The 20358-nt window shown below is 70.1% G+C and carries 14 protein-coding genes and 1 pseudogene; 13 read left to right on the forward strand and 2 right to left on the reverse strand.

Annotated elements, in window-relative coordinates; genetic code table 11:
• Positions 1 to 1021: 1021 nt before the first annotated feature.
• Positions 1022 to 1987 carry a S8 family serine peptidase gene (locus IF20_RS01250; RefSeq protein ID WP_052863006.1) on the forward strand — a complete coding sequence of 322 codons (966 nt, stop codon included), beginning with the start codon at positions 1022 to 1024 and terminating at the stop codon, positions 1985 to 1987.
• Positions 1988 to 2285: 298 nt separating this feature from the next.
• Here the strand turns inward: IF20_RS01250 and IF20_RS01255 are convergent, their stop codons facing one another.
• Positions 2286 to 3656 (reverse strand): alpha-lytic protease prodomain-containing protein, encoded by a 1371-nt coding sequence (locus tag IF20_RS01255; RefSeq protein WP_052863007.1) that lies wholly within the window; start codon positions 3654 to 3656, stop codon positions 2286 to 2288.
• A gap of 129 nt (positions 3657 to 3785) precedes the next feature.
• Positions 3786 to 4757, reverse strand: a complete 972-nt coding sequence (locus IF20_RS01260; protein WP_052863008.1) for a LysR family transcriptional regulator — start codon at positions 4755 to 4757, stop codon at positions 3786 to 3788.
• A gap of 166 nt (positions 4758 to 4923) precedes the next feature.
• Here IF20_RS01260 and IF20_RS01265 point away from each other — a divergent pair, with 166 nt between their 5' ends.
• From IF20_RS01265 to IF20_RS01325, 12 genes and pseudogenes are all read left to right on the forward strand, one after another.
• Positions 4924 to 5970, forward strand: coding sequence for an AraC family transcriptional regulator (locus IF20_RS01265; RefSeq protein WP_052863009.1), 1047 nt, complete (start codon positions 4924 to 4926; stop codon positions 5968 to 5970).
• Between the two features lie 87 nt (positions 5971 to 6057).
• Positions 6058 to 6891, forward strand: a complete 834-nt coding sequence (locus IF20_RS01270) for a dioxygenase family protein (RefSeq protein ID WP_199896436.1) — start codon at positions 6058 to 6060, stop codon at positions 6889 to 6891.
• Between the two features lie 789 nt (positions 6892 to 7680).
• Positions 7681 to 8847, forward strand: a complete 1167-nt coding sequence (locus tag IF20_RS01275) for a glycoside hydrolase family 5 protein (protein ID WP_110943684.1) — start codon at positions 7681 to 7683, stop codon at positions 8845 to 8847.
• Positions 8844 to 10307, forward strand: a complete 1464-nt coding sequence (locus IF20_RS01280; protein WP_110943685.1) for a glycoside hydrolase family 6 protein — start codon at positions 8844 to 8846, stop codon at positions 10305 to 10307. The genes IF20_RS01275 and IF20_RS01280 overlap by 4 nt, the downstream gene beginning before the upstream one ends.
• Before the next feature lie 197 nt (positions 10308 to 10504).
• Positions 10505 to 11047, forward strand: coding sequence for a hypothetical protein (locus tag IF20_RS01285; protein WP_199896437.1), 543 nt, complete (start codon positions 10505 to 10507; stop codon positions 11045 to 11047).
• A gap of 227 nt (positions 11048 to 11274) precedes the next feature.
• On the forward strand, positions 11275 to 11982 hold the full coding sequence (locus IF20_RS38895; protein WP_199896438.1) for a hypothetical protein: 708 nt from the start codon (positions 11275 to 11277) through the stop codon (positions 11980 to 11982).
• A gap of 381 nt (positions 11983 to 12363) precedes the next feature.
• Positions 12364 to 14460 (forward strand): bifunctional polysaccharide deacetylase/glycosyltransferase family 2 protein, encoded by a 2097-nt coding sequence (locus tag IF20_RS01300; protein WP_052863458.1) that lies wholly within the window; start codon positions 12364 to 12366, stop codon positions 14458 to 14460.
• A 523-nt stretch (positions 14461 to 14983) separates the two neighbouring features.
• A complete protein-coding gene (locus IF20_RS01305; protein WP_407702426.1) occupies positions 14984 to 15931 on the forward strand; it encodes an LCP family protein in 948 nt (315 codons plus the stop codon).
• A gap of 199 nt (positions 15932 to 16130) precedes the next feature.
• Positions 16131 to 17264 carry a serine hydrolase domain-containing protein gene (locus IF20_RS01310; protein WP_052863014.1) on the forward strand — a complete coding sequence of 378 codons (1134 nt, stop codon included), beginning with the start codon at positions 16131 to 16133 and terminating at the stop codon, positions 17262 to 17264.
• Between the two features lie 55 nt (positions 17265 to 17319).
• Positions 17320 to 17601, forward strand: a complete 282-nt coding sequence (locus tag IF20_RS01315; protein WP_052863015.1) for a hypothetical protein — start codon at positions 17320 to 17322, stop codon at positions 17599 to 17601.
• 10 nt (positions 17602 to 17611) lie between these two features.
• The gene (locus IF20_RS01320) at positions 17612 to 18811 is read left to right on the forward strand and encodes a Gfo/Idh/MocA family protein (protein ID WP_052863016.1); all 1200 of its coding nucleotides are present in this window, start codon (positions 17612 to 17614) and stop codon (positions 18809 to 18811) included.
• A gap of 170 nt (positions 18812 to 18981) precedes the next feature.
• Positions 18982 to 20352: pseudogene (locus IF20_RS01325) on the forward strand (family 43 glycosylhydrolase).
• Positions 20353 to 20358: the final 6 nt, after the last annotated feature.

Raw genomic sequence — 20358 nt, forward strand, 5'->3', positions numbered from 1 at the left:
ACCAAGCACGCGCCGGGAATGTTAGGGGCGCCTCGTACCCGTGCCAAGGCCGCCGAAGTGACGCACAGCCCCAGCCATGGGCAATAGGAGTCGCTGCCGACGGCGACGACACCGCCGCACGCAGAGCCCTTCGGCGATATCAGTGTGTCGGCCCAGCCATGTGCACGGCACGTGGCGTACGTAGTCCGGGCTGCACCGACATGCTCGACCATCGATACCTCCGTCCGTCGAATCACGCAGGTCACCAGGCCCCACCGGCCAGGGCCAACGTGCAATGTGCCGGCTTAGGCCGCTACTCGATACGACACCGGCTGGGAGCCTCATGGCATCGCTTGTCGCGTAGTTCTGATGGGTTCATGAGGCACGCAGTACGCGGAACCCAGGCGCGTCGATTGCGTCAGGAACGTGCCCTCGTCTCTGCCAGACATCGACCGAGTCGCTTCACGCTGCCACTGCTCGCGCCTCTATGTGGTTCCGACGGGGTTGCCGTCCCGTCCAATCCGTTGCTGAATGATGTGCAGGGCCTACAGGGGAGGCGGCACGATGACCGGAACCGGGCCCCTACAGCTGTTGGCAGTCGTCCTCGGTCCGGAAGCAACGTCCGAGAGGCAGGCCATCGAGGAGGCGAGGCCACCGCCGGCGTGCTTCTGTACGACCAACAGGCCCAGGACGAGTAGTTGGCCCGTGGCGGATGTTCCGTCCAGCGAAGCCGTGATGTGGCTCAGCGACAGCGACCAGCTCTCGCGTGAGGAGCTGCTCGACCTGGAGGACGCCGCCCTGGCCTGGCGGACGCAGAACGGCAAGGTGCACGTGCAGCAATCGGGCCGAGTGCGAGAAGCGCTGCGCCGCTACCACCTCACGGTGTTGCGCACCTCGCTCGCCAAGGAGCCCGAGACGACCTCGTCGCCGCCCTCCACGGAGTCTGACCGGGGAACGTGCCACGTTCTTGCGGGGGCGCGTCGTTTCGCACAGCGCAGTCCTTGTGTCACGTACCGGTGCTCCGCGCGGGCCGGAGGTGTCCATGAACGGATCGTTGTCCCGTCCCACCGCCATACTGACCTGCGTCGCTCTCGCCACTGTCCTGGTCGCGGGCTGCGGTGACGACCACGAGCCCGACCCCGAACGCGGACAGCAGTGGGCGCTGGACGCACTGAAACTGCCGGAGGCGTGGCAGACAGCGCGAGGAGACGACACGGTGATCGCCGTGGTGGACACCGGTGTCGACCTCGACCACCCGGACCTCAAGAGCCGGCTGGTGCGTGGCACCGATGTGGTCGACGGTGACAGCGACCCGATGGACCACAACGGTCACGGCACCCATGTCGCCGGCATCGCTGCCGCAGCCACCGACAACGGCGTGGGCATCGCAGGAGGAGCACCCGGTGCCAAGATCATGCCGGTGCGGGTCCTGACCGCCGCCGGTTCCGGGGCCAAGGAGGACATCACCCACGGCATCGTGTGGGCGGCGGAGCACGGCGCCGATGTCGTCAACCTCTCGCTCGGCGAGTCCGGGCTCATGTCGAAACTGCTGCGCGGCGGAACCCTCAACCGCGCCATCACCACCGCCCACGACGAAGGGGCGGTGGTGGTGGCTGCGGCGGGCAACGAGGGAGCCGAGACGCAGCCGTACCGGCTGACCACCCCCGTACTCGTCGTCGGCGCCAGCGATCAGCACGGCAAGCCGGCGAGCTTCTCCAACTTCGGCGCCCAGGGAGCCGTCACCGCTCCCGGCGTGGGCATCCTGTCCACCCTGCCCACGTACACCACGCCGCTGACGCGGGACAACACCTCCGGGTACGGCAAGCTGGACGGCACGTCCATGGCCACGCCCTACGTCTCCGCCGTGGCGGCCCTCCTGCACCAGCAGGGCCGCACCCCCGACCAGATCATCGCCGATATCAAGGAGACTGCACGCAACCCCGATCACCTGTCCGAACTGGGGCTCGGCATCGTGAACGCGCAGGCAGCGGTCACGCACAAGAAGTAGCACGGCGGCCTACGGACCCCTGGTCGGAAACACAAGGTGACCGTCCCGCCCGTCGGCCGCATCCACCACCCACCGCCGCTACCACACCGATCAGGGCAATTGCCCTGAGCCCCGCTGCGACCGCCACCACCAAGCCCGCCTTCCCTCGTTGGTGTTGGTGCTACGAGCCCGCTGCACGATGACCTCTCGAAACGCCCGGGCCGCCTGAGCTCCCGCAGAGACCGAGGCCCGCGCGGTGCGCTGGCGCCACGAACGGCCAGTGAGGTGTCGGTCCACCCCTGTTGCGGAGGCCCTGCGATCAGAGGCGCTGCCACAGGGCCGGTACGGCCGGGGGCTGCCAGCCGGGCTGGGCCTGGTGGTCCTGGAGGCAGCGGTAGGTGACGCCGCCGTAGGTCACCGTGTCGCCGGCGCTGTAGACCGTGCCCGCCGACCAGGTGCCGCTCGGGTCTCCAGGGTCACCCGGGTCACCCGGGTCGCCGGGTCCGCTGCCGCTCGTCGTCAGGGTGAGGCCGTAGGTCTGCAGGATCGGGTTGACGGGCTGGAAGTAAGTCGTCCCGCCGCTCGTGCAGTTGCCCGAACCGCCCGAGGTGACGCCCTGCGCCTGGCTGCCGGAGATGAACGAGCCGCCCGAGTCACCGGGTTCGGCGCACACCGAGGTGCGGGTGACGCCGCTGACGGTGCCCTCCTGGTAGGTCACGCTCGTGTTCAGCTGCTGGACCGTGCCGCAGTGCCAACCGGTGGTCGAGCCGGAGCGGCACACCGAGGCGCCCATCACGGCCTGCGTGGACCCGGCGACCTGTGCGCTGGAACCGTTGACGTACGGGGTCGCCGTCCAGTTGGTATTCGTGGCCACCCACGCCATGTCGTTGCCCGGGAAGACCGACGCCTGGAAGGTGCCCTGGGCCACCCTGTTGGAACCGGTGGTGGTGTTGCCGGACCGGCCGCAGTGGCCTGCCGTGACGAATGCTTGCTGGGAGCTGCGGGTGACGGGGAAGCCGATCGAGCACCGGCTGCCGCTGCCGATGTAGTAGGCGTCGCCGCCGCGCAGGTCGTACAGGGGCCGGGGGCGCTCGGCGGACTTCATCGATCGTACGAGAGCCGGGTCGACTCCGGCCGCCGCGAGCAGGGGACGTACGGCCGCCGGGCGCACCGCCTGTATCACCAGGGAGTTGGACCGGACGTCGACGTACCAGACCGGGGTGTCGGTGGTCGCGTGCCGGGCCGCGGCGCGGTCCAGCCGGGCCTTGGCCGCGTCCAGCGAGGCCAGCGAATGGTGCACGACGGCCGCCCGCGCCCCGCGGGCCCGTATCGCCGGTACGTCGCGTGCGTCGGTCGTCGCCACCGTGAGCGTGCCGGACTCGGCGCCCCGCACCCAGGCGCCGGCGAAGTCCGCGCCCAGGTCCGCGCGCAGCCGACCCGCCGTGGCCCCTGCTTCCGCCTCGTTCACCAGCCGGTGTGCTGCCTGCTGCCGGTCCAGTTCCAGGTCCCGCTCCATCGCGTCCAGCAGGGCGGCCGGAGCGTCGGCGGTGCGCAGAGTCTGCGCGGCGGTGAGCGTGTCCGGGGCAGCCGCACGGCCATTGGCGTTCGCCGAGCCGCTGAGCCCGGCCACGAGCAGCGTGCCCGCGGCCGCCAATGCGGCACAGGCGGCTGCGGCAGGTCTTTGGAGCATGGGACTCTCCTCGGGTTTCGGTGGGGTGGGTGAGGTGCCGATACCGTAAGGAAGGCCGATCGGACTGCGTAAGGTGTCAGCCGACCCCCTGCCCCGGTGTTATGGAACGCGCTTGCCGCGAGGGCGCGGTCAGCTCGGCCCGAGGCTCTGAGCCGTGTGTTCACCGTGTGCCGCCAGCCAGGGACGGTAGCTGTCGCTGCCTTCCGCCGTCCTGGCGTGCGCGCCGCGCGCCTCGGCCAGCACGGTGGCCGTGCGGTCCGGCTGCTGGAGGGTGGGGTGCCAGCCGAGCACGTGCCGCCACAGCAGTGGAGTGCCGGCGAGCGGCCGGGTGATGATGCCGGGTGTCGTCGGGAACGAGGCGCGGCACAGTCCCACCGCCCGCCCGACCTGTACCAGGTGCACGCAGGACGCGGTATCCGTCTCGTACATGCGCCGGGGGCTGAATCCGGCCCGGGCGCAGGCCGCGGTGAAGCAGTCCGCGAAGCAGCCGTCGCCGGGCACGCAGGCCCATTCCTCATCGGCCAGTGCGGACAGCCGGACTTCGGCGCACGAGGCGAGTGGGTGGCTGTCGGGCAGCATCACGAACACAGGGTCCACCGCGATCTCCCGCCAGGCCAGCCGCGTGGCGTCGGGCGGAGCGGTGGATCCGCAGGTGCCGGCCAGCGCGAAGTCCAACCCGCCTTCGGCCAGCAGCACGGCCAGCTCCCGCTCGGACCACGACACGTACGTGGTCACGATCGCGTCGGGCACGGCCTGCGTCAGCCGGTCCAGCAGCGCGCCGAGGAGCGGACCGTGCGTGCCGCCGAGCCGAAGCCGCTCCGGTCCGCGCCAGGAGCGGGCGAACCTGACGGCTTCCTGCTGCAGTTCACTCACTGCCGGCAGCACGATCCGGGTGCGCTCCAGCACCAGTTCCCCCAGTGCGGTGACCCGCACGCCGCGCCGTCCCCGCTCGAACAGCGCGCCGCCCAGCGCAGCCTCGATCCGTCTGAGTTGTGCGCTCAGTGCGGGCTGCGCGAGACCGAGCACCGTGGCCGCCCTGGTGAGACTGCCTTCCTCCGCGATCGTTCGGATGGTTCTCAGATGTCGCAATTCCAGCTCCATGGGGGGATATTGCGGCGCATGGGAGAAGGAGGGCAAGAGACAGGTACGGACCAATGGGCGGCCCGGATGCGGGCCAGGGAGCCCGGAGGTGGCGTTCACAGTCGTACCACTCCGGGAACGTGACCCACCGAAAGCTATTGGTCTGTACCTGCTCCGAGGAGAAGTGATGCGCAGCACCACTGTCCTGCGAGGCACGCCCTGCATCGCCCCGCCGGCGGGAGAACCACCTCTGCACCGACTGGAGTTACCCGAACCTGACGCAGCTCCGTTCGCCGCGGGCTCCTTCGAAGAGATGGGCCCGCTGTCGTGGACCGACCACCCGCACCGCCACACCTTCTACGAGATCATTCATCTCACCGCGGGTTCGGGCGCTCATGTCATCGATTTCGCCCGGTGGCCGGTGCGACCACCACACCTGGCCGTCATCCTGCCCGGGCAGATCCACCACTGGCAGGGCGACCGTGACGTCGACGGGACGCTCGCGCTGTTCACCGAGGACTTTCTGGTGGATCACCCCGGCGACCGGGAAGTGCTGCGGCAGCTCGCACGAGCCGGCTGGTTCACCCTGGACGCCGAGGACGACGCACGGATCGGCCGGCTCATGGCCGACCTGGCCGCGGAGCACCGGCAGCGCGCTGCCGGGCACGAGACCGTGTCACGGGCCCTGCTGCACGTCCTCGTCGTACGCGCTGCGCGGCTGCCGGAGCACAGTGGCGGCACCGGGCCGACGCAGGCCACCGGCCCGGTGGAGGCAGCCGGGACGTCGCAGATCACCGGCCCGGCGGGGGCAGCCGGGACGTCGCAGATCACCGGCCCGGCGGGGGCAGCCGGCCCGGTCCGGTCCCCCGCCCGGTCCGGTGCGCTGGCCGAGGCATTCACCCGGCTGACTGCCCGGCGGGAGGCGGTGGCCTGGTCGGTACGCGAGTGCGCCGACCGGCTCGGGGTGTCCCCCGGCCACCTCACCCAGGCGGTGCGTGCGGCCACCGGCCGCAGCCCGGGTCAGCTGCTGATCGCGGCCCGCGTGTACCGGGCTCAGCAACTGCTCGCCCACACCGAGCTGCCGGTACGGCAGGTCGCCGCTCGCCTCGGATTCGCCGATCCCGCCTACTTCTGCCGGTTCTTCCGGCGGGAGACCGGCAGCAGCCCCGGCGACTTCCGAAAACACCACAGACGCCACCACCAGTCCATCGCAACGGCGCAGACACACGCCTAGGTTCGTCAGCGATCCGACGCCCCACGTGCCCCCACATGCCCTCACATGCCCCCACGTGCCTCCACATGTCCCACTCAAGGAGCAGGTATGGACAACGAGAGACCGTCCCCGTCCACCGAGTCGCCCCGGCTCGTGCGCCGCAAGACCCTCTTACGTACGGCGCTCGCGGCCGGCGCCGCGGTACCGGTTGCCCTCATCGGCGGCCCGGCCCTGGCCCGCACCCTCAGCCCCACCGGCGCCGCCGCGCCCCTCACTCCGGCATGCGACGACGGCGACGACCCCACGCCCGAGCAGATGGAAGGCCCGTACTTCAAACCCCACTCTCCCCAGCGCACCGATCTGCTGGAGCCCGGCATGCCCGGTACCCGGCTGACCGTGAGCGGCTACGTCTTCGGCGGCGCCTGCCTCCCGGTCTCCGGCGCCCTGCTCGACTTCTGGCAGGCGGACGACAACGGCGACTACGACAACACCGGCTTCCGACTGCGCGGGCACCAGTACACCGATTCCCGCGGTGCGTTCACGCTGACCACCATCGTCCCGGGGCTCTACCCCGGCCGTACCCGGCACCTCCACGTCAAGGTGCAGGCCCCCGGCCGCCCGGTCCTCACCACGCAGCTGTACTTCCCGAACGAACCGCGCAACAACACCGACATGCTCTTCGACGCCCGCCTGCTGATGAACGTGCGCAACGGCAACGGCGGCCGTGAGGCGGCCTTCGATTTCGTGCTGGACGTCCCGCAGGGCCCCGGCCCGTCGCCCACCAACCCCCCACCGTCGGGCAGCGCTTGGGCCACGGGCACCGCCTACCGGGCCGGGGACCGGGTGACGCACGCGGGCCGGGCCTATGTGTGCCTCCAGGCCCACACGGCGCAGCCCGGCTGGGAGCCCCCGACGGCTCCAGCCCTGTGGCGAGCCGTCTGAACTCCATCTGCACGCCATCTGAATGCCGTCCGGACAAGGGCGCCGCCGGTGCTGCATGGGAGGCCCTACAGGGCGCCCCATGCAGCACCGGCTCCGCACTGCCGCCCGGACATCCCACAGCCCGCAGGTACCGGCCCGCCGCCCGCACGTGCCGGCGCCGCGCGCTCCACCGCAGCCATACCCGCTCCCCCAGCGCCCCGGCCCCCCACGGCGGCCGCACCGCCGACACCCGCCACCTCTCGACGCCTCTCGACGCCCCGCATTCGCAGGCGCCCCTCTTGAACGTCCCGCCCGCCCTTCAATCACCAATGGGCGGGACTTTGCGTATCAGGCCGGCTCAGCCGTGCCTTGGAACCTCCACTGCTCGCCGTTCCACGGGGCGACCGGTCCCGGGCCTCCAGGTCGAGGCAGGGCAGCAGGAGCGGACGGCTCGCTGGCTGCGCGCCCGGCCGACCAGGACCTCGTCCTGGTCGTGAGCCCGCGCGCGCAATCAGTTAATCAATCAAGAGAACGCCATCACAGCAGAGCTCAAGTAGTGAAGGCATGCAGGCAGAGCAACCGCGCCGACCACAACTGGGAACGATTCCAATATCGCCACGGCGGGTTCCGCGGTCAAGAGGGTTGCACTTTGTTTGAAGTGTCGAACGAGCCATCTGAGAAAGAAGCTGTGCGACCTCTGTTGCTTGAAGCCTCTTGGCGGTACCTTCCGGAAACGGAAACATCAGTGGGAACGATTCCACCAGTCGGCACATGCGCCCCACACCGCATCCGAGCTGCAAGGAGTCGCTCATGCGACACCCCCCTCGCCTGTTCCTTCTGCTCTCCTCCCTCCTGGTCACAGCGGTACTCGCGACGACGAGCACGGCAACGGCAAGCACCACCGGGCCGCCCGTCGCCGCGGAGCCCGGCCCACGGGCTGCCGCCGAAGCTCCGCCCGAACTCCACGTGGACGGCGGCCGTTTGACCGATGCCACCGGCGCCACCCACCGCCTGCTCGGAGTCAATCGCTCCGGCGGTGAGTTCATGTGCGTCCAGGGCCGCGGCATCTTCGACGGTCCGGTCGACGACGCGGCCATCGCGGCCATCGCGGATTGGCAGGCCAACACGGTCCGCATACCGCTCAACGAACAGTGCTGGCTGGGTACGGACAACATCGACCCCGCTTACCGCGGCACCAACTACATCGACGCGGTGCGGCAGTTGGCGGCACGCGTCGAGTCGCACGGCATGACGCCGGTGCTCGAACTCCACTGGAGCTGGGGCCAGTACACCGGCAACTCCGCGGGCTGCTCGGACACCAATGCCAGCTGCCAGAAGCCGATGCCCAACGCCCGCTACAGTCCCGCGTTCTGGACCTCGGTGGCGAACGCCTTCAAAGGCGACCTCCGGGTGGTCTTCGACCTCTTCAACGAGCCCTACCCGGACCGTGCCACCGCGACCACGACACAAGCGTGGACCTGCTGGCGGGACGGCGGCAACTGCCCCGGCATCGGCTACGAGGTCGCCGGCATGCAGGACCTGCTGGACGCGGTGCGGGCCACCGGTGCCCGCAATCTCGTCCTGGCCGGCGGCCTCGCGTACGCCAACGACCTCAGCCAATGGCTCCGGTACGCGCCGAGCGATCCGGCCGGAAACCTCGCCGCCGCCTGGCACATCTACAACTTCAACGCCTGTGCGAACGAGTCCTGCTGGGATTCCACGCTGGCACCGATCGCCGCCCGCGTCCCCCTCGTGGCGGGTGAGATCGGCGAGAACACCTGCGGACACGGCTTCGTGGATCGCGTCATGAAGTGGTTCGACGACCGCGGGCTCTCCTATCTCGGCTGGACCTGGAACACCTGGGACTGCTCCACCGGCCCGGCCCTGATCAGCGACTACAACGGCACACCGACCGCCTACGGCACCGGGCTGCGCGACCATTTGCGCGCCCTCGACACAGAAGGACGGACGTCATGAGCCGCATCTCCCCCACCCGGCCGCCCCGGCGGCGTACCGCACTGTTCGCCGCCTGCGCCCTGCTCGCGGCCGGTACCGGCACGGCCACGGCCTTGAGTCCGGCAGCGAGCGCCGCGGCACCCGGCTGTACCACTGCCCACCGCGCAGGGCAGCCGTTACCCGCAGCCGCCGAGTCGGGCAGAGCCTTCTGCCCGACCGCAACGGCAGCCGCCAAGGCCGACAACCCGTACGCCGGCGCCAAGGTGTACGTGAACCCCGAGTGGTCCGCGAAAGCCGCAGCCGAACCCGGCGGCAGCAAGGTCGCCAACCAGCCGACCGGTGTCTGGCTCGACCGCATCGCCGCCATCAACGGCGTGAACGGCGGCATGGGGCTGCGCGACCACCTGGACGAGGCCCTGAAACAGAAGGGCGACGGCGAACTCGTCGTCCAGCTGGTGATCTACAACCTCCCGGGACGCGATTGCTCCGCACTCGCCTCCAACGGCGAACTGGGCCCGACCGAGATCGACAAGTACAAGACGCAGTACATCGACCCGATCGCGTCGATCCTCGCCGACAGCAAGTACGCCGGACTGCGCATCGTCACCACCGTCGAGATCGACTCCCTGCCGAACCTGGTCACCAACGTCAGCGGGCGGCCGACCCAGACCCCGCAGTGTGACGTGATGAAGGCCAACGGCAACTACATCAAGGGCGTCGGCTACGCCCTGAACAAGCTGGGCTCCGTCCCCAACGTCTACAACTACCTCGACGCCGGGCACCACGGCTGGATCGGCTGGGACGACAACCTCGGGCCCTCCGCCGAGCTGTTCAAGCAGGCGGCGACCGCCGAGGGCAGCACGCTCGACAAGGTCCACGGATTCATCGCCAACACCGCCAACTACAGTGCCCTCAAGGAGGACCATTTCTCGATCAACGACTCGGTGAACGGCGTATCGGTGCGCCAGTCCAAGTGGGTGGACTGGAACCGGTACGTGGACGAGCAGTCCTTCGCGCAGGGCTTCCGCGACAAGCTGGTCTCCGTGGGCTTCGACCCCGGCATCGGCATGCTGATCGACACCTCCCGCAACGGCTGGGGCGGAACGGCACGGCCCACCGCGCCGGGCGCGAAGACCAGCGTGGACGCCTACGTCGACGGCGGCCGCTACGACCGCCGCATCCACCCGGGCAACTGGTGCAATCAGGCGGGCGCGGGGCTGGGCGAACGCCCTCAGGCCGCACCCGCCGCGGGCATCGACGCCTACGTGTGGATGAAGCCGCCGGGCGAGTCCGACGGGGCCAGCAAGGAAATCCCGAACGACGAGGGCAAGGGCTTCGACCGGATGTGTGACCCGACGTACACGGGCAACGCACGCAACGGATACCACATGTCCGGCGCCCTGCCCGACGCCCCGCTCGCCGGGAAATGGTTCTCGGCACAGTTCCAGGAACTGCTGAAGAACGCGTACCCCGCGCTGTAGGACGGCCGCGCTGGGCGGTATCGGAAGCACGGCGATGCCGGCGGCCGGCCCCGCCTTCCGTCACCATGCCGGGGTCGAACTCAGGATGGCCGGATCGGGTTCACCCACTGGGGCGCACTTGGAGGCCGGACGTTTCAGGGCAGTCCACTGAAGGACAGCTACTCCCCAAATACCTCACAGTGAAAGGGAGTTGCGTCATGTCACGTCGTCTGCGCGGCATGCTGGTGGTCCTGGGAGTCCTCTTGGGCGTGCTCGGTCCCGTCTCCGCGGCCGGTGCTCGGCCGGTATCCGCCGCGGCGCCGGCCGGCATCAGCTGCCCTGTGGGCAGTCAGGTCGGCACTTACACCCCGGGCCTTACGTACGAGCCTCGCGATGTCGCCTTCCAGGCGAGCGGCAACGTGTCCGGTTGTGTGGACCTCAGCGGCAACGGCATTTCCGGCGCGTCCTTCTCGGCCACCGGCCATGGGACGGCGAGCTGCCTGGCGGGGAGCGTTTCCAACACGGCGACATACCACTGGAGCAACGGGCAGACCAGCACCGTCACGGGCACCGGCGCGATCAACCTCAAACCCAATGGGGTCACGGTCCTGGTGCTGACGGGCACGGTGACCTCCGGACTGTTCACCGGAGCGACTGTTGTCCAGACGAAGGTTCTGCTCAACTCCGAACTGACCGCGTGCGCGAGCCCCGGCGGGCTGACCTCTGTCGGGGGCCCGATCAGCCTGACTGTGGCCCTGTAGGAGCGGGAAAGAGCCGATGGCATCAGCCTGATTCCCCCCACCCGGAGGAGAGGCTCGGCGTCGTCCTGCCGCTCCTTGCGTCAGCGCCGCCTGCGGAACGCCCCGCGTGTGCCTTCGGTCCGGTCGGCGTTGTAGCGTTTCGCGCAACCGTTCGGCTCTCGTCGTCCGTCGTGGCCACCTACTGATGACGAGCCGGAAGGAACCGCACGCGTAAGGAGCACAAAGTAATGGCACGACCGGAGTCCGGTAAGACCGGTAGGACCAGTAAGACCGGCAAGACCGGCAAGACCGGCAAGACCGGTAAGAGCAGCATGGGTTGGGCTGCCGCGGCCACGTTGCTGGCGGCGGCGCCGCTCGTCGCTGCGTGCTCGGGCACCACCTCGCACTCCTCTTCCGCCTCACACAGCAGCAGCCCCGCTCCCTCGGGCAGCGCGTCGGACAACTCCGGCGCCTCGTCGGGCGATGACTCCGGCGCACAGGAGGGCGGCCGGCCCACCGTGTCCTCCGCGGTCGGCGCCTGGGTCGGCGCGGTCATCGAAAAGGATGCGAAGCAGGTGTGCCTGCTCTCCGTGGTGCCGGACAGCGGCTCGTCCCCGAAGGCCGCCACTCCCGAGACCTGCGACGCGTCGGCGATGGAGAAGATGGCCCCCGGTCTGAAGTCCATGAGCACGGCGTTCTCGCCGCAGAACGCCTCCGGCAAGCCGACGGTGAAGGTCGACGCGCCCACCCCCGAGGGTGACAAGGCAGTCGTTCCGACGGCCAAGATCACTGTCGATGGAAAGCCCCTGCGGGCCATCATGCTGTCCCGCTCGCACGGCGTGGACCCGAAGTCCTTCACGGCCAAGGTGGAAACCCTCAAGATCGACGACAAGTGGTACATCGGCGACTTCGACATGGACAGCGGTCATCAGACGCTCCGGCCTCAAGAGCAGTAACTGAGGCCTGGCGTGCTCTCCCGCCCCGTCCGGGAACGCGTTGGCAGGCGCCGCGGCCCGCGACGGAGGCGGATGGGGGCGCAGGGACCAAGGCGATACTTCCAGTGAACCGGGCAAGGTCGCCGACGTTGCCCGACCGCCTCAGGTCGTTGGACTGCCGGGGGGGCGCACTGGTGCGTGAAGCACGTTTTCGTCACGTGCCTCGATCGCCCGATGAGTACACTCGCCCACCATGCGTAAGGCCAGTCGGTACCCAAGACGGCAGAAAATACCTGTTCATCAGCCATGCGCCGGCGCTTCCGCAGGGGGCGGATCCGTGTGCGGCGGAGCGGCTCGAAGACGCCCTCGACGGGTCGCGGTGACCGGCAGTTCGGCCGGGCCGTGAGGCGCCGCTCACAACGGGGCCGGCACGCTCAGTCCCGTGATCCGCGCGGGCACTGGCTGCTGTTGATCCTCGTACTCCCCGTGCTGTTCGGCTCCCTGCTCTTCGAGGGCTGGACCACCCACGAGGTCGATGCCGCGAAAACCCGGCGCGACTGCACCACGCCCGTGCCGCGGGCCGTGGCCGAGGGCGGCCCGGTGGTGCGCATCAACGGCGGTACGGCGGAGTCCGCCGCGATGCCCGCCCGTACAGTGGCACTCACCTACGACGGCGGCCCCGATCCCGTATGGACCCCGCGCCTGCTCGACCTGTTGCGCCGCCATCATGCGCACGCCACCTTCTTCCTGCGCGGCGCCGAGGCGGCCGAACGCCCGGACCTGGTACGGCGGATACGCGCCGAAGGCCATGAGATCGGCTCGAACACCTACACCGGCGCCGCCATGGGCGAGGCATCGCCGCTCCGTGCCCATCTGGAGCTGTCGCTCACGCAGAAGGCGCTGGCCGGCTCGGCGGGCATCCACACCCGGCTGCTGCGCGCGCCGCTGACCAGCGCGGTGGACACGATGTGCGGTCCCGAATGGCGGGCGGCACGGGACGCGGCCGGGCAGGGGTACACGCTGGTCGCCGCCGACCGGTGGTTCCGCAAGCCGGCGCAGGGCGTGGTCCGGCAGTACGCGCAGACCCGTACCGCGTACGAGGGAACGGAGAAGCTGCTTGGCGACCGGAATGTGAAGGAGTTCACCACTGTGACGGCCGGGGCCGGGCTGCCCCGGGCAGAGCGGCCGGTCTCCGTCCTGGAACGGTGGCAGGGCACGGGCCTGATCTGGGCCCAGGCCATCGGCCACGCGCTGGTGAGCATCATGACCTGGGTCCTGGGCATCGCCGGCGCGCTGGGTGTGCTGCGGCTGGCACTGCTCGTCCTCTTCGCCCGGGCACACGTCCGGCGTCTGACCCGGTTCCGCCCGGGCGCGCCCTGGCTGCGGGAGGTCACGGACCCGGTGACCGTCCTCGTGCCGGCCTACAACGAAGAGGCGGGCATCGAGTCCACCGTCCGGTCGCTGCTCGCCTCCTCGTACCGGCAGCTGCAGATCATCGTGATCGACGACGGGTCGACCGACCGGACGGCGGACCTCGCCACGTGGATCGACGATCCCCGCGTGCAGGTGATCCGCCAGGCCAACGCGGGGAAGGCCGCCGCGCTCAACACGGGCCTGACCCATGCGATGTACGACATCGTGGTCATGGTCGACGCCGACACCGTCTTCGAGCCGGATGCCGTCCACCGGCTCATCCAGCCGCTCGCGCACCCGGCCGTCGGTGCGGTCAGTGGTAACACCAAGGTCGGCAACCGGCGTGGCCTGCTGGGCAGGTGGCAGCACCTGGAGTACGTCTTCGGGTTCAACCTGGACCGCCGGATGTTCGAGGTGCTGGAGTGCATGCCGACGGTGCCCGGCGCCATCGGCGCCTTCCGCCGGGACGCGCTGTTGGGCGTCGGCGGGGTCAGCGAGGACACTCTCGCCGAGGACACCGACCTCACCATGGCGCTGTGGGAGGCCGGCTGGCGGGTGGTCTACGAGGAGAACGCCATCGCCTGGACCGAGGTGCCCACCTCGCTGCGCCAGCTGTGGCGGCAGCGGTACCGCTGGTGTTACGGCACGTTGCAGGCCATGTGGAAGCACCGCCGTGCGACGGTCGAGGTGGGCCCCGCCGGGCGGTTCGGCCGCCGTGGGCTGAGCTACCTGACGCTCTTCCAGGTGGTGCTGCCACTGCTCGCGCCGGCCGTCGATGTGTTCGCGCTGTACGGGGCGCTGTTCCGCAGCCCCGTGCAGTCGGCCGGGGTGTGGCTCGGCTTCCTCGCCCTCCAGCTGGCCGTCGCGGGGTACGCGCTGCGGCTGGACGGTGAGCGGGTGCGGGCACTGTGGTCGATGCCGTTCCAGCTGTTCGTCTACCGGCAGTTGATGTACCTGGTGGTCATTCAGTCCGTGGTGGCGTTCCTTCTCGGTACCCGGCTGAAGTGGCAGCGCATGCACCGCTCGGGCACCGCCGCCGAGCAGATCGGGCAGCCGGTCGCGTACGGGAGCCTGCCATCGCGGTGACCGGGAACGCCGGGACCGGGAACTCCGGGGCCTGGAACGCCGGGGGCCGGGAACGCCGGGGCCGGGTGCCCCCGTGACGCCCGGCCCCGGTGGTGCGCATGCGCCGTAGCACAACCACCGTGTCATTCCGGGAAGATCTCCGGAAGAGCCGGTGCGGAGCGGCGGAAGGTGCACACTGCCCTCCATGAACGATCGGTTGGGCGGGTGGCCCGACGAGAACCAGTACGTGGGCACAGCGGAGACGGCGCACGTCAGCACCGGGCAGATATGGCTCCAGGCCGAGTACGCGCCTGAGTCGCATCCGAACCCGCACCACATAGCCGGCGGTGGTGTCGTCGGCGCCGGGATACGCCCTGGGGGCCACGCTCCCATGGCCCCCAGTGCCGCCAGGGCTCCCATGGCTCCCGGAGCCGCCAGGGCTCCCATGGCTCGCGGAGCCGCCAGGGCTCCCAGAGGAAGGCCGGCCCCGGCCCACCTCGGTCGCCGGCGCCGGCTCGCGCGGACGACCGCCTTCCTGGCCGGCATGCTGCTCCTGACGGCCTGCGGTACGTACATCTGGGCCGACACCAGGCTGAGCCGCGAGGTCGACCTCGACAGGATCGCGGACCGCCCGCCGCAGGGCCGGGGAACCAACTACCTGATCGTGGGCTCCGACAGCCGTTCGGGCCTGACCGACCGGGCCAAGCAGGAGCTGCACACCGGCGGTTCGGCCGACGCGGGCCGCCGCACCGACTCGATGATCCTTCTGCACACCGGCGCGCACGGCACCACGATGATGAGCCTGCCACGCGACTCGTGGGTGACCATCCCGCCGTACATCCGCCCCGATACGGGCAAGCACTACCGCGCGTCGAAGAACAAGCTCAACGCGGCGTTCTCGTTCGGCGGCCCCGACCTCCTCGTCCGGACCATCGAGCACAACACGGGTCTGCGCATCGACCACTACACGGAGATCGGCTTCGCGGGTTTCGTGGGCATCGTGGATGCGGTCGGCGGTGTACGGATGTGCGTGGATCGGAACATCAAGGACGAGAAGTCGGGGCTGGACCTGAAGGCGGGCTGCCATACGCTCGACGGCCGCAAGGCCCTCGCGTTCGTCCGCCAGCGCCACCAGGAAGCCCAGGGCGACCTGGGGCGCAGCCGGAACCAGCAGAAGTTCCTGTCCGCGTTGGCCGACAAGACCGCCACCCCGGACACTCTCCTCGACCCGTCGAAGGTCTACCCGACCATGAGGGCGGGACTGGACACACTCGTCGTGGACAAGAACACGGACCTGCGGACCCTCACCGCACTGTTCGAGGCGATGAAGGGCGTCACGGCCGGCAACGGCAGGCGCCTCAATGTCCCGGTGTCCAGCCTCGGCTTCCACACCTCCAAGGGCAGCGCCGTGCAGTGGAACCTGCCGCAGGCGAGGAAACTCTTCGGCGAGCTGCGGGACGACCGGCCGGTGACCGTCGACAGCGGGCGCTGAGTCGACCGGCCGGGCAGGCGGGGCCTGTCGAACGATGGGCCGGCGTGCCCGTTGTCGCCGGGCTCGAAGGCGAACTTGACCTTCTTTCCCCTTCTCGCACGACGGCACGGTGGCACCCGACCGCAAAGACCGGGGAATAGCGGCACGGGCCGGTCGGTTGCCGGAAGCACAAGATCAATACGCGAGCTCGGGAGGGGCTATGGCAGTTCACGGCACGGTGGCCGCCGGTTTCGAGGGAGTGCGGGAGGAGTTCGCCGCCTTCCTCGCGGGCGAGGAGCACGCGCCGGGCGCGCAACTGGTGGTGCAGCGGGGCGGCGAGCGGGTGGTCGACCTGTGGTCGGACGGGGTGACCGGGGCGTCGCTGCTCGGCGTCTTCTCGTCCACCAAGGGCGCGGCATACCTGGTGACCGCGCTCCTGGTCCAGGACGGTGTGCTGGACCTGGACCGCACCGTGGCCTCGTACTGGCCGGACTTCGCCGCCGAGGGCAAGGGCGGCATCACCCTGCGCGAGCTGCTCGCCCACCGGGCCGGGGTGGTCGGCCTGGACGACGGCTTCACCCCGGACGAGATGTACGACGACCGGGCGATCGCGGCCCGTCTGGCCGGGCAGCGCCCGTTCTGGCAGCCAGGACGGTTCTTCGGTTACCACGGGCTCGTGATCGGCGCGCTGGTCGGCGAGGTGGTGTTCCGGGCCACCGGGCGCACCCTGCAGGAATGGTTCGAGGAGCGGGTCCGTGCCCCGTACGGCCTGGACCTGTGGCTGGGCCTCCCGGAGTCCGAGGAGCCGCGATTCCTCACCACCCTCCCGATGCTCCCGACGCCGGAGCAGCAGGCCGAACTGGAGGCCGCCGCGCACAGCCCGTACAGCCTGGGCGGCATCGCGTTCAACGAGCACGCCGCCGGCAACGGTGAGCTGTACGCCTTCCCGAACTCCCGCACCACCCGCGCGAGCGGCCAGGCGTCTGCGGGCGGAATCGGCTCCGCGCGCGGGCTGGCCGGCATGTACGCGGCTGCCGCCTTCGGCCTGGACGGGGACGGCCCGCTCCTGAAGCCGGACACGGCCGCCGAGTTCGCCCGGATCCACTCCGAGGGCAAGGACCTGGTGAGCGACCAGCCGCAGGCGTTCGGCCTGGGCTTCCAGACCTACGGCAGCCACTTCCGCTCCATCGGCGCCGGCACCTTCGGCCACAGCGGCGCCGCGGGCTCCCTCGCCCTCGCCGACCCGCGGCAGGGCTACGCCTACGCCTACACCCGCCGCCGGTTCGCCTTCCCGGGCGGCGCGGCCCCGGAGAACGAGCGCCTCCTGTGGTCGGTGGCGCGGGCGCTCGCCTGACGACAGTGGGGCGCGGGCGGAAGAACCGGACCGCGCCCCACCCCGTCGTACGGGCGTGCCGAAGCCGCCCGCCGTACCGTCTCCGCCGTCTCCACACCGTCTCCACCGTCTCCACCTGGCCGGAGCGGACGAAGACCAGGAGCCGCACGACGACGAGAAGCCCGTCGGCGCGGACCGGGCGGCGACGGCCCTGCACGGCTCATGGATGTTCACCACCTTCCACGACTGCGAGGGCATCGACGTCACGGCCTTCACCCGGCCGGTGGCCGACGAGGAGACGTTCTCCTTCCCCGTCACCGACCATCGACCGATCACCTCGTCGCCCACCCCACAGTGAAGGAATGCAGATGGCTTTCTCCCTCGGCATCGTCGGCGCCGGGCAGTTCTCCGGCGCGTTCGCCACGCTGTTCCAGGCCCACCCCGGAGTCGGCGAGGTGCACGTCACCGACCTGTTGCCGGAGCGCGCCGAGGCCCTGGCCGCCGACCAGGGGCTGGCCGGGACGTTCCCCTCTTTCGAGGCGATGCTCGACTCGGATCTGGACGCGGTGGCCATCTTCACCCAGCGCTGGACCCACGGGCCGCTCGTCGTCCAGGCCCTGCGGGCCGGCAAGCATGTGTACTCGGCGGTGCCGATGGCGGTCACTCAGGAGGAGATAGCGGCCATCATCGACGCGGTACGCGAGACAGGGCTGACGTACATGATGGGCGAGACCAGCCAGTACAACCCGGCGACGGTCTACGCCCGCAACCAGATCGCCGACGGTGCCTTCGGCCGCCTCTTCTACGCCGAGGGCGACTACGTCCACGACATGGACCTCGGCTTCTACGCGGCGTACCAGTACAGCGGCGGCGAGAACTGGAAGGCCACCGCCAGCTACCCGCCGCTCCTCTACCCGACCCACGCCATCGGCGGCGTCCTGGGCGCCTGGCGAACGCACGCGGTGAGCGTCTCCGCGATCGGGGTCACCGACGAACGAGGGGACGGCGTCTTCGACAAGGAGGTCAGCCAGTTCGGCAACGACATCTCGAACGCCACCGCGCTGTTCGAGGTGGCGGGCGGTGGTTCGTTCCGCACCAACGAATTCCGGCGGGTCGGTTACCCGTCGCACATCCGGGAATCGCGCTTCCGATTCTTCGGTACGGACGGCAGCTTCGAGCAGCTGGCCACCTTCAGCACCTGGCAGGACAAGAAGGGCGTCACCGACGTCTCCGAGCTGCTCCGGCCCAAGCCCACCCTGTCGCCCGACGACCCCGCGCTACGGAACGTGGCGCCCGACCTGCGCGCTGCCTTCACCTCCGGCTCCGCGCCCGTGCACGACCGGGCCCGGCTGCCGCGGGAGTTCGACACCCTGCACAACGGCCATGAGGGCAGCCACCACTTCCTCGTCGACGACTTCGTCACCGCCGTCAACGGCCGCTCCCTGCCGACCGTGAACGCCTGGGTGGCCGCCCGCTACACCCTGCCGGGCATCATCGCCCACGAGTCCGCGCGGCGCGGCGGGGAGCGGCTGTCGATCCCGGACTTCGGCGACGCGCCCGAGGCCTGACGGCGGCCGAGGCCTGACGGCGGCCGGGGCGTGACGGCGGCCGGGGCGTGCGAGTCGATCCGGATTATTTTTCCGGGGTGTTGACGGAAATAGACAGGCCTTCGCATGCTGTGCGTCATGCCATCCCACGAGGCAACACGCCCCGGACGACGAAGAAGGGCGCGCAACTGATGACGACTTCCCACGACGGGCCCCGCGTCGGGCGGCGATCCCTACTGGCCGGTGTCGCGGGCTCCTTGGCCGTGACAGCGGCACTGCCCGCGACAGCGGCACGAGCCGCGCAAGCAGCGCCGGCCGCGCCAGCCGCGCCGCTCCCACCGAGAAAGGGCGGGGCGCTGCGACGGTATCCGTCGAACCGGCCCGACCTCACCCCGTAAGGACTCGCGGACCATGACATGGATCTGTGGCCGCGAAAGGACAACTCCTTCATCCTGCCGTTGGAACTGCGCCCTCGTGACAAGGAGCGCGGGCAGGTGTGGATGCGGGACACCTACGTCAACTGCTTCGTCGTCGACGGCCGTCCGCTCTACGTGGCGACCGGCACCACCCGCGTCCCCGGGCTGGCGGCCGCCGGCCCATGGAATGACGGCATCTTCCTGTGGACCTCCCGGTCCCTGCAGGGGCCGTGGCGGCTGGCCGACACCACCCGCATCCGGCCGGGTGCCGAGCGGGGCAAGGTGTGGTCGCCCGAGTTCGTCGGCGAGAACCGGCCCGGACGCACGGTGGTGGCGCCCTGGCAGGAGTACTGGCACGACGACCGGTTCGGCAAGCGCGGCCAGGCCTGGGCCCCGGAGGTGCACTTCTTCCGCGGCAAGTGGTACATCGTCGCGTGCATGGGCGACCACTCGCAGAAGGTCGGCTCGTTCCTGCTGGTGAGCGAGGGTGGCGTCGAGGGGCCTTACCGGCTCGCCCGGGGCAACCTCGACAAGCCCTTCGGCGAGTCCTTCATCGGAGGGCCGGACTTCATCGAGCCCGGTGCGTACTTCCACATCGACGGCGGCCTCTACAGCGAGGGCGACGATGCGTGGCTGGTGCTGCACAACGACCTGTACGCGAAGTTCCGCGACGACATGGAGGACATCGTCACGACGACGAACCTCCCCCGCTTCCGGCAGCAGCCCTACTCCCCCGAGCCGTACCTCGAAGGCGCGTACGTGTTCAAGTACGGCGGCAAGTACTTCCTGATGCACGCCGCGTGGGACCGGACGTCGATCAGCGCCGACGGCACCCCGCGGTACGCGTACGACCCGCCCGGGGCCGGCCGCGTGCAGTACCAGTACGACGCGATCGTGGCCGTCTCGGACCGCTTCGAGGGGCCGTACTCCGAGCGGTGGACCATGGGTGTCGGCGCCGGACACAACAACTTCTTCGAGGACCACACAGGCCGGCTCTGGGCGACGTTCTTCCGCAACCCGAACTTCGGCTACTGGTCCAACGCGTCCCGCGTCGACGACTCCGCCGTAGCCGGTGTCGTACGGGTGGAGTGGACCGGCCCGCGCGGCAACCGGCTGTACGTCCAGCGGCCGGATCGGGGCGCATGACCTGCG

Source organism: Streptomyces niger (assembly GCF_000718305.1).
Lineage (GTDB): Bacteria > Actinomycetota > Actinomycetes > Streptomycetales > Streptomycetaceae > Streptomyces > Streptomyces niger.

Bases quoted from the DNA above. Each gene is read 5' to 3' on its own strand.
- IF20_RS01250 (WP_052863006.1), top strand. From the start codon at position 1,022: ATGAACGGATCGTTGTCCCGTCCCACCGCCATACTGACCTGCGTCGCT.
- IF20_RS01255 (WP_052863007.1), bottom strand. From the start codon at position 3,656: ATGCTCCAAAGACCTGCCGCAGCCGCCTGTGCCGCATTGGCGGCCGCG.
- IF20_RS01260 (WP_052863008.1), bottom strand. From the start codon at position 4,757: ATGGAGCTGGAATTGCGACATCTGAGAACCATCCGAACGATCGCGGAG.
- IF20_RS01265 (WP_052863009.1), top strand. From the start codon at position 4,924: ATGCGCAGCACCACTGTCCTGCGAGGCACGCCCTGCATCGCCCCGCCG.
- IF20_RS01270 (WP_199896436.1), top strand. From the start codon at position 6,058: ATGGACAACGAGAGACCGTCCCCGTCCACCGAGTCGCCCCGGCTCGTG.
- IF20_RS01275 (WP_110943684.1), top strand. From the start codon at position 7,681: ATGCGACACCCCCCTCGCCTGTTCCTTCTGCTCTCCTCCCTCCTGGTC.
- IF20_RS01280 (WP_110943685.1), top strand. From the start codon at position 8,844: ATGAGCCGCATCTCCCCCACCCGGCCGCCCCGGCGGCGTACCGCACTG.
- IF20_RS01285 (WP_199896437.1), top strand. From the start codon at position 10,505: ATGTCACGTCGTCTGCGCGGCATGCTGGTGGTCCTGGGAGTCCTCTTG.
- IF20_RS38895 (WP_199896438.1), top strand. From the start codon at position 11,275: ATGGCACGACCGGAGTCCGGTAAGACCGGTAGGACCAGTAAGACCGGC.
- IF20_RS01305 (WP_407702426.1), top strand. From the start codon at position 14,984: ATGCTGCTCCTGACGGCCTGCGGTACGTACATCTGGGCCGACACCAGG.
- IF20_RS01310 (WP_052863014.1), top strand. From the start codon at position 16,131: ATGGCAGTTCACGGCACGGTGGCCGCCGGTTTCGAGGGAGTGCGGGAG.
- IF20_RS01320 (WP_052863016.1), top strand. From the start codon at position 17,612: ATGGCTTTCTCCCTCGGCATCGTCGGCGCCGGGCAGTTCTCCGGCGCG.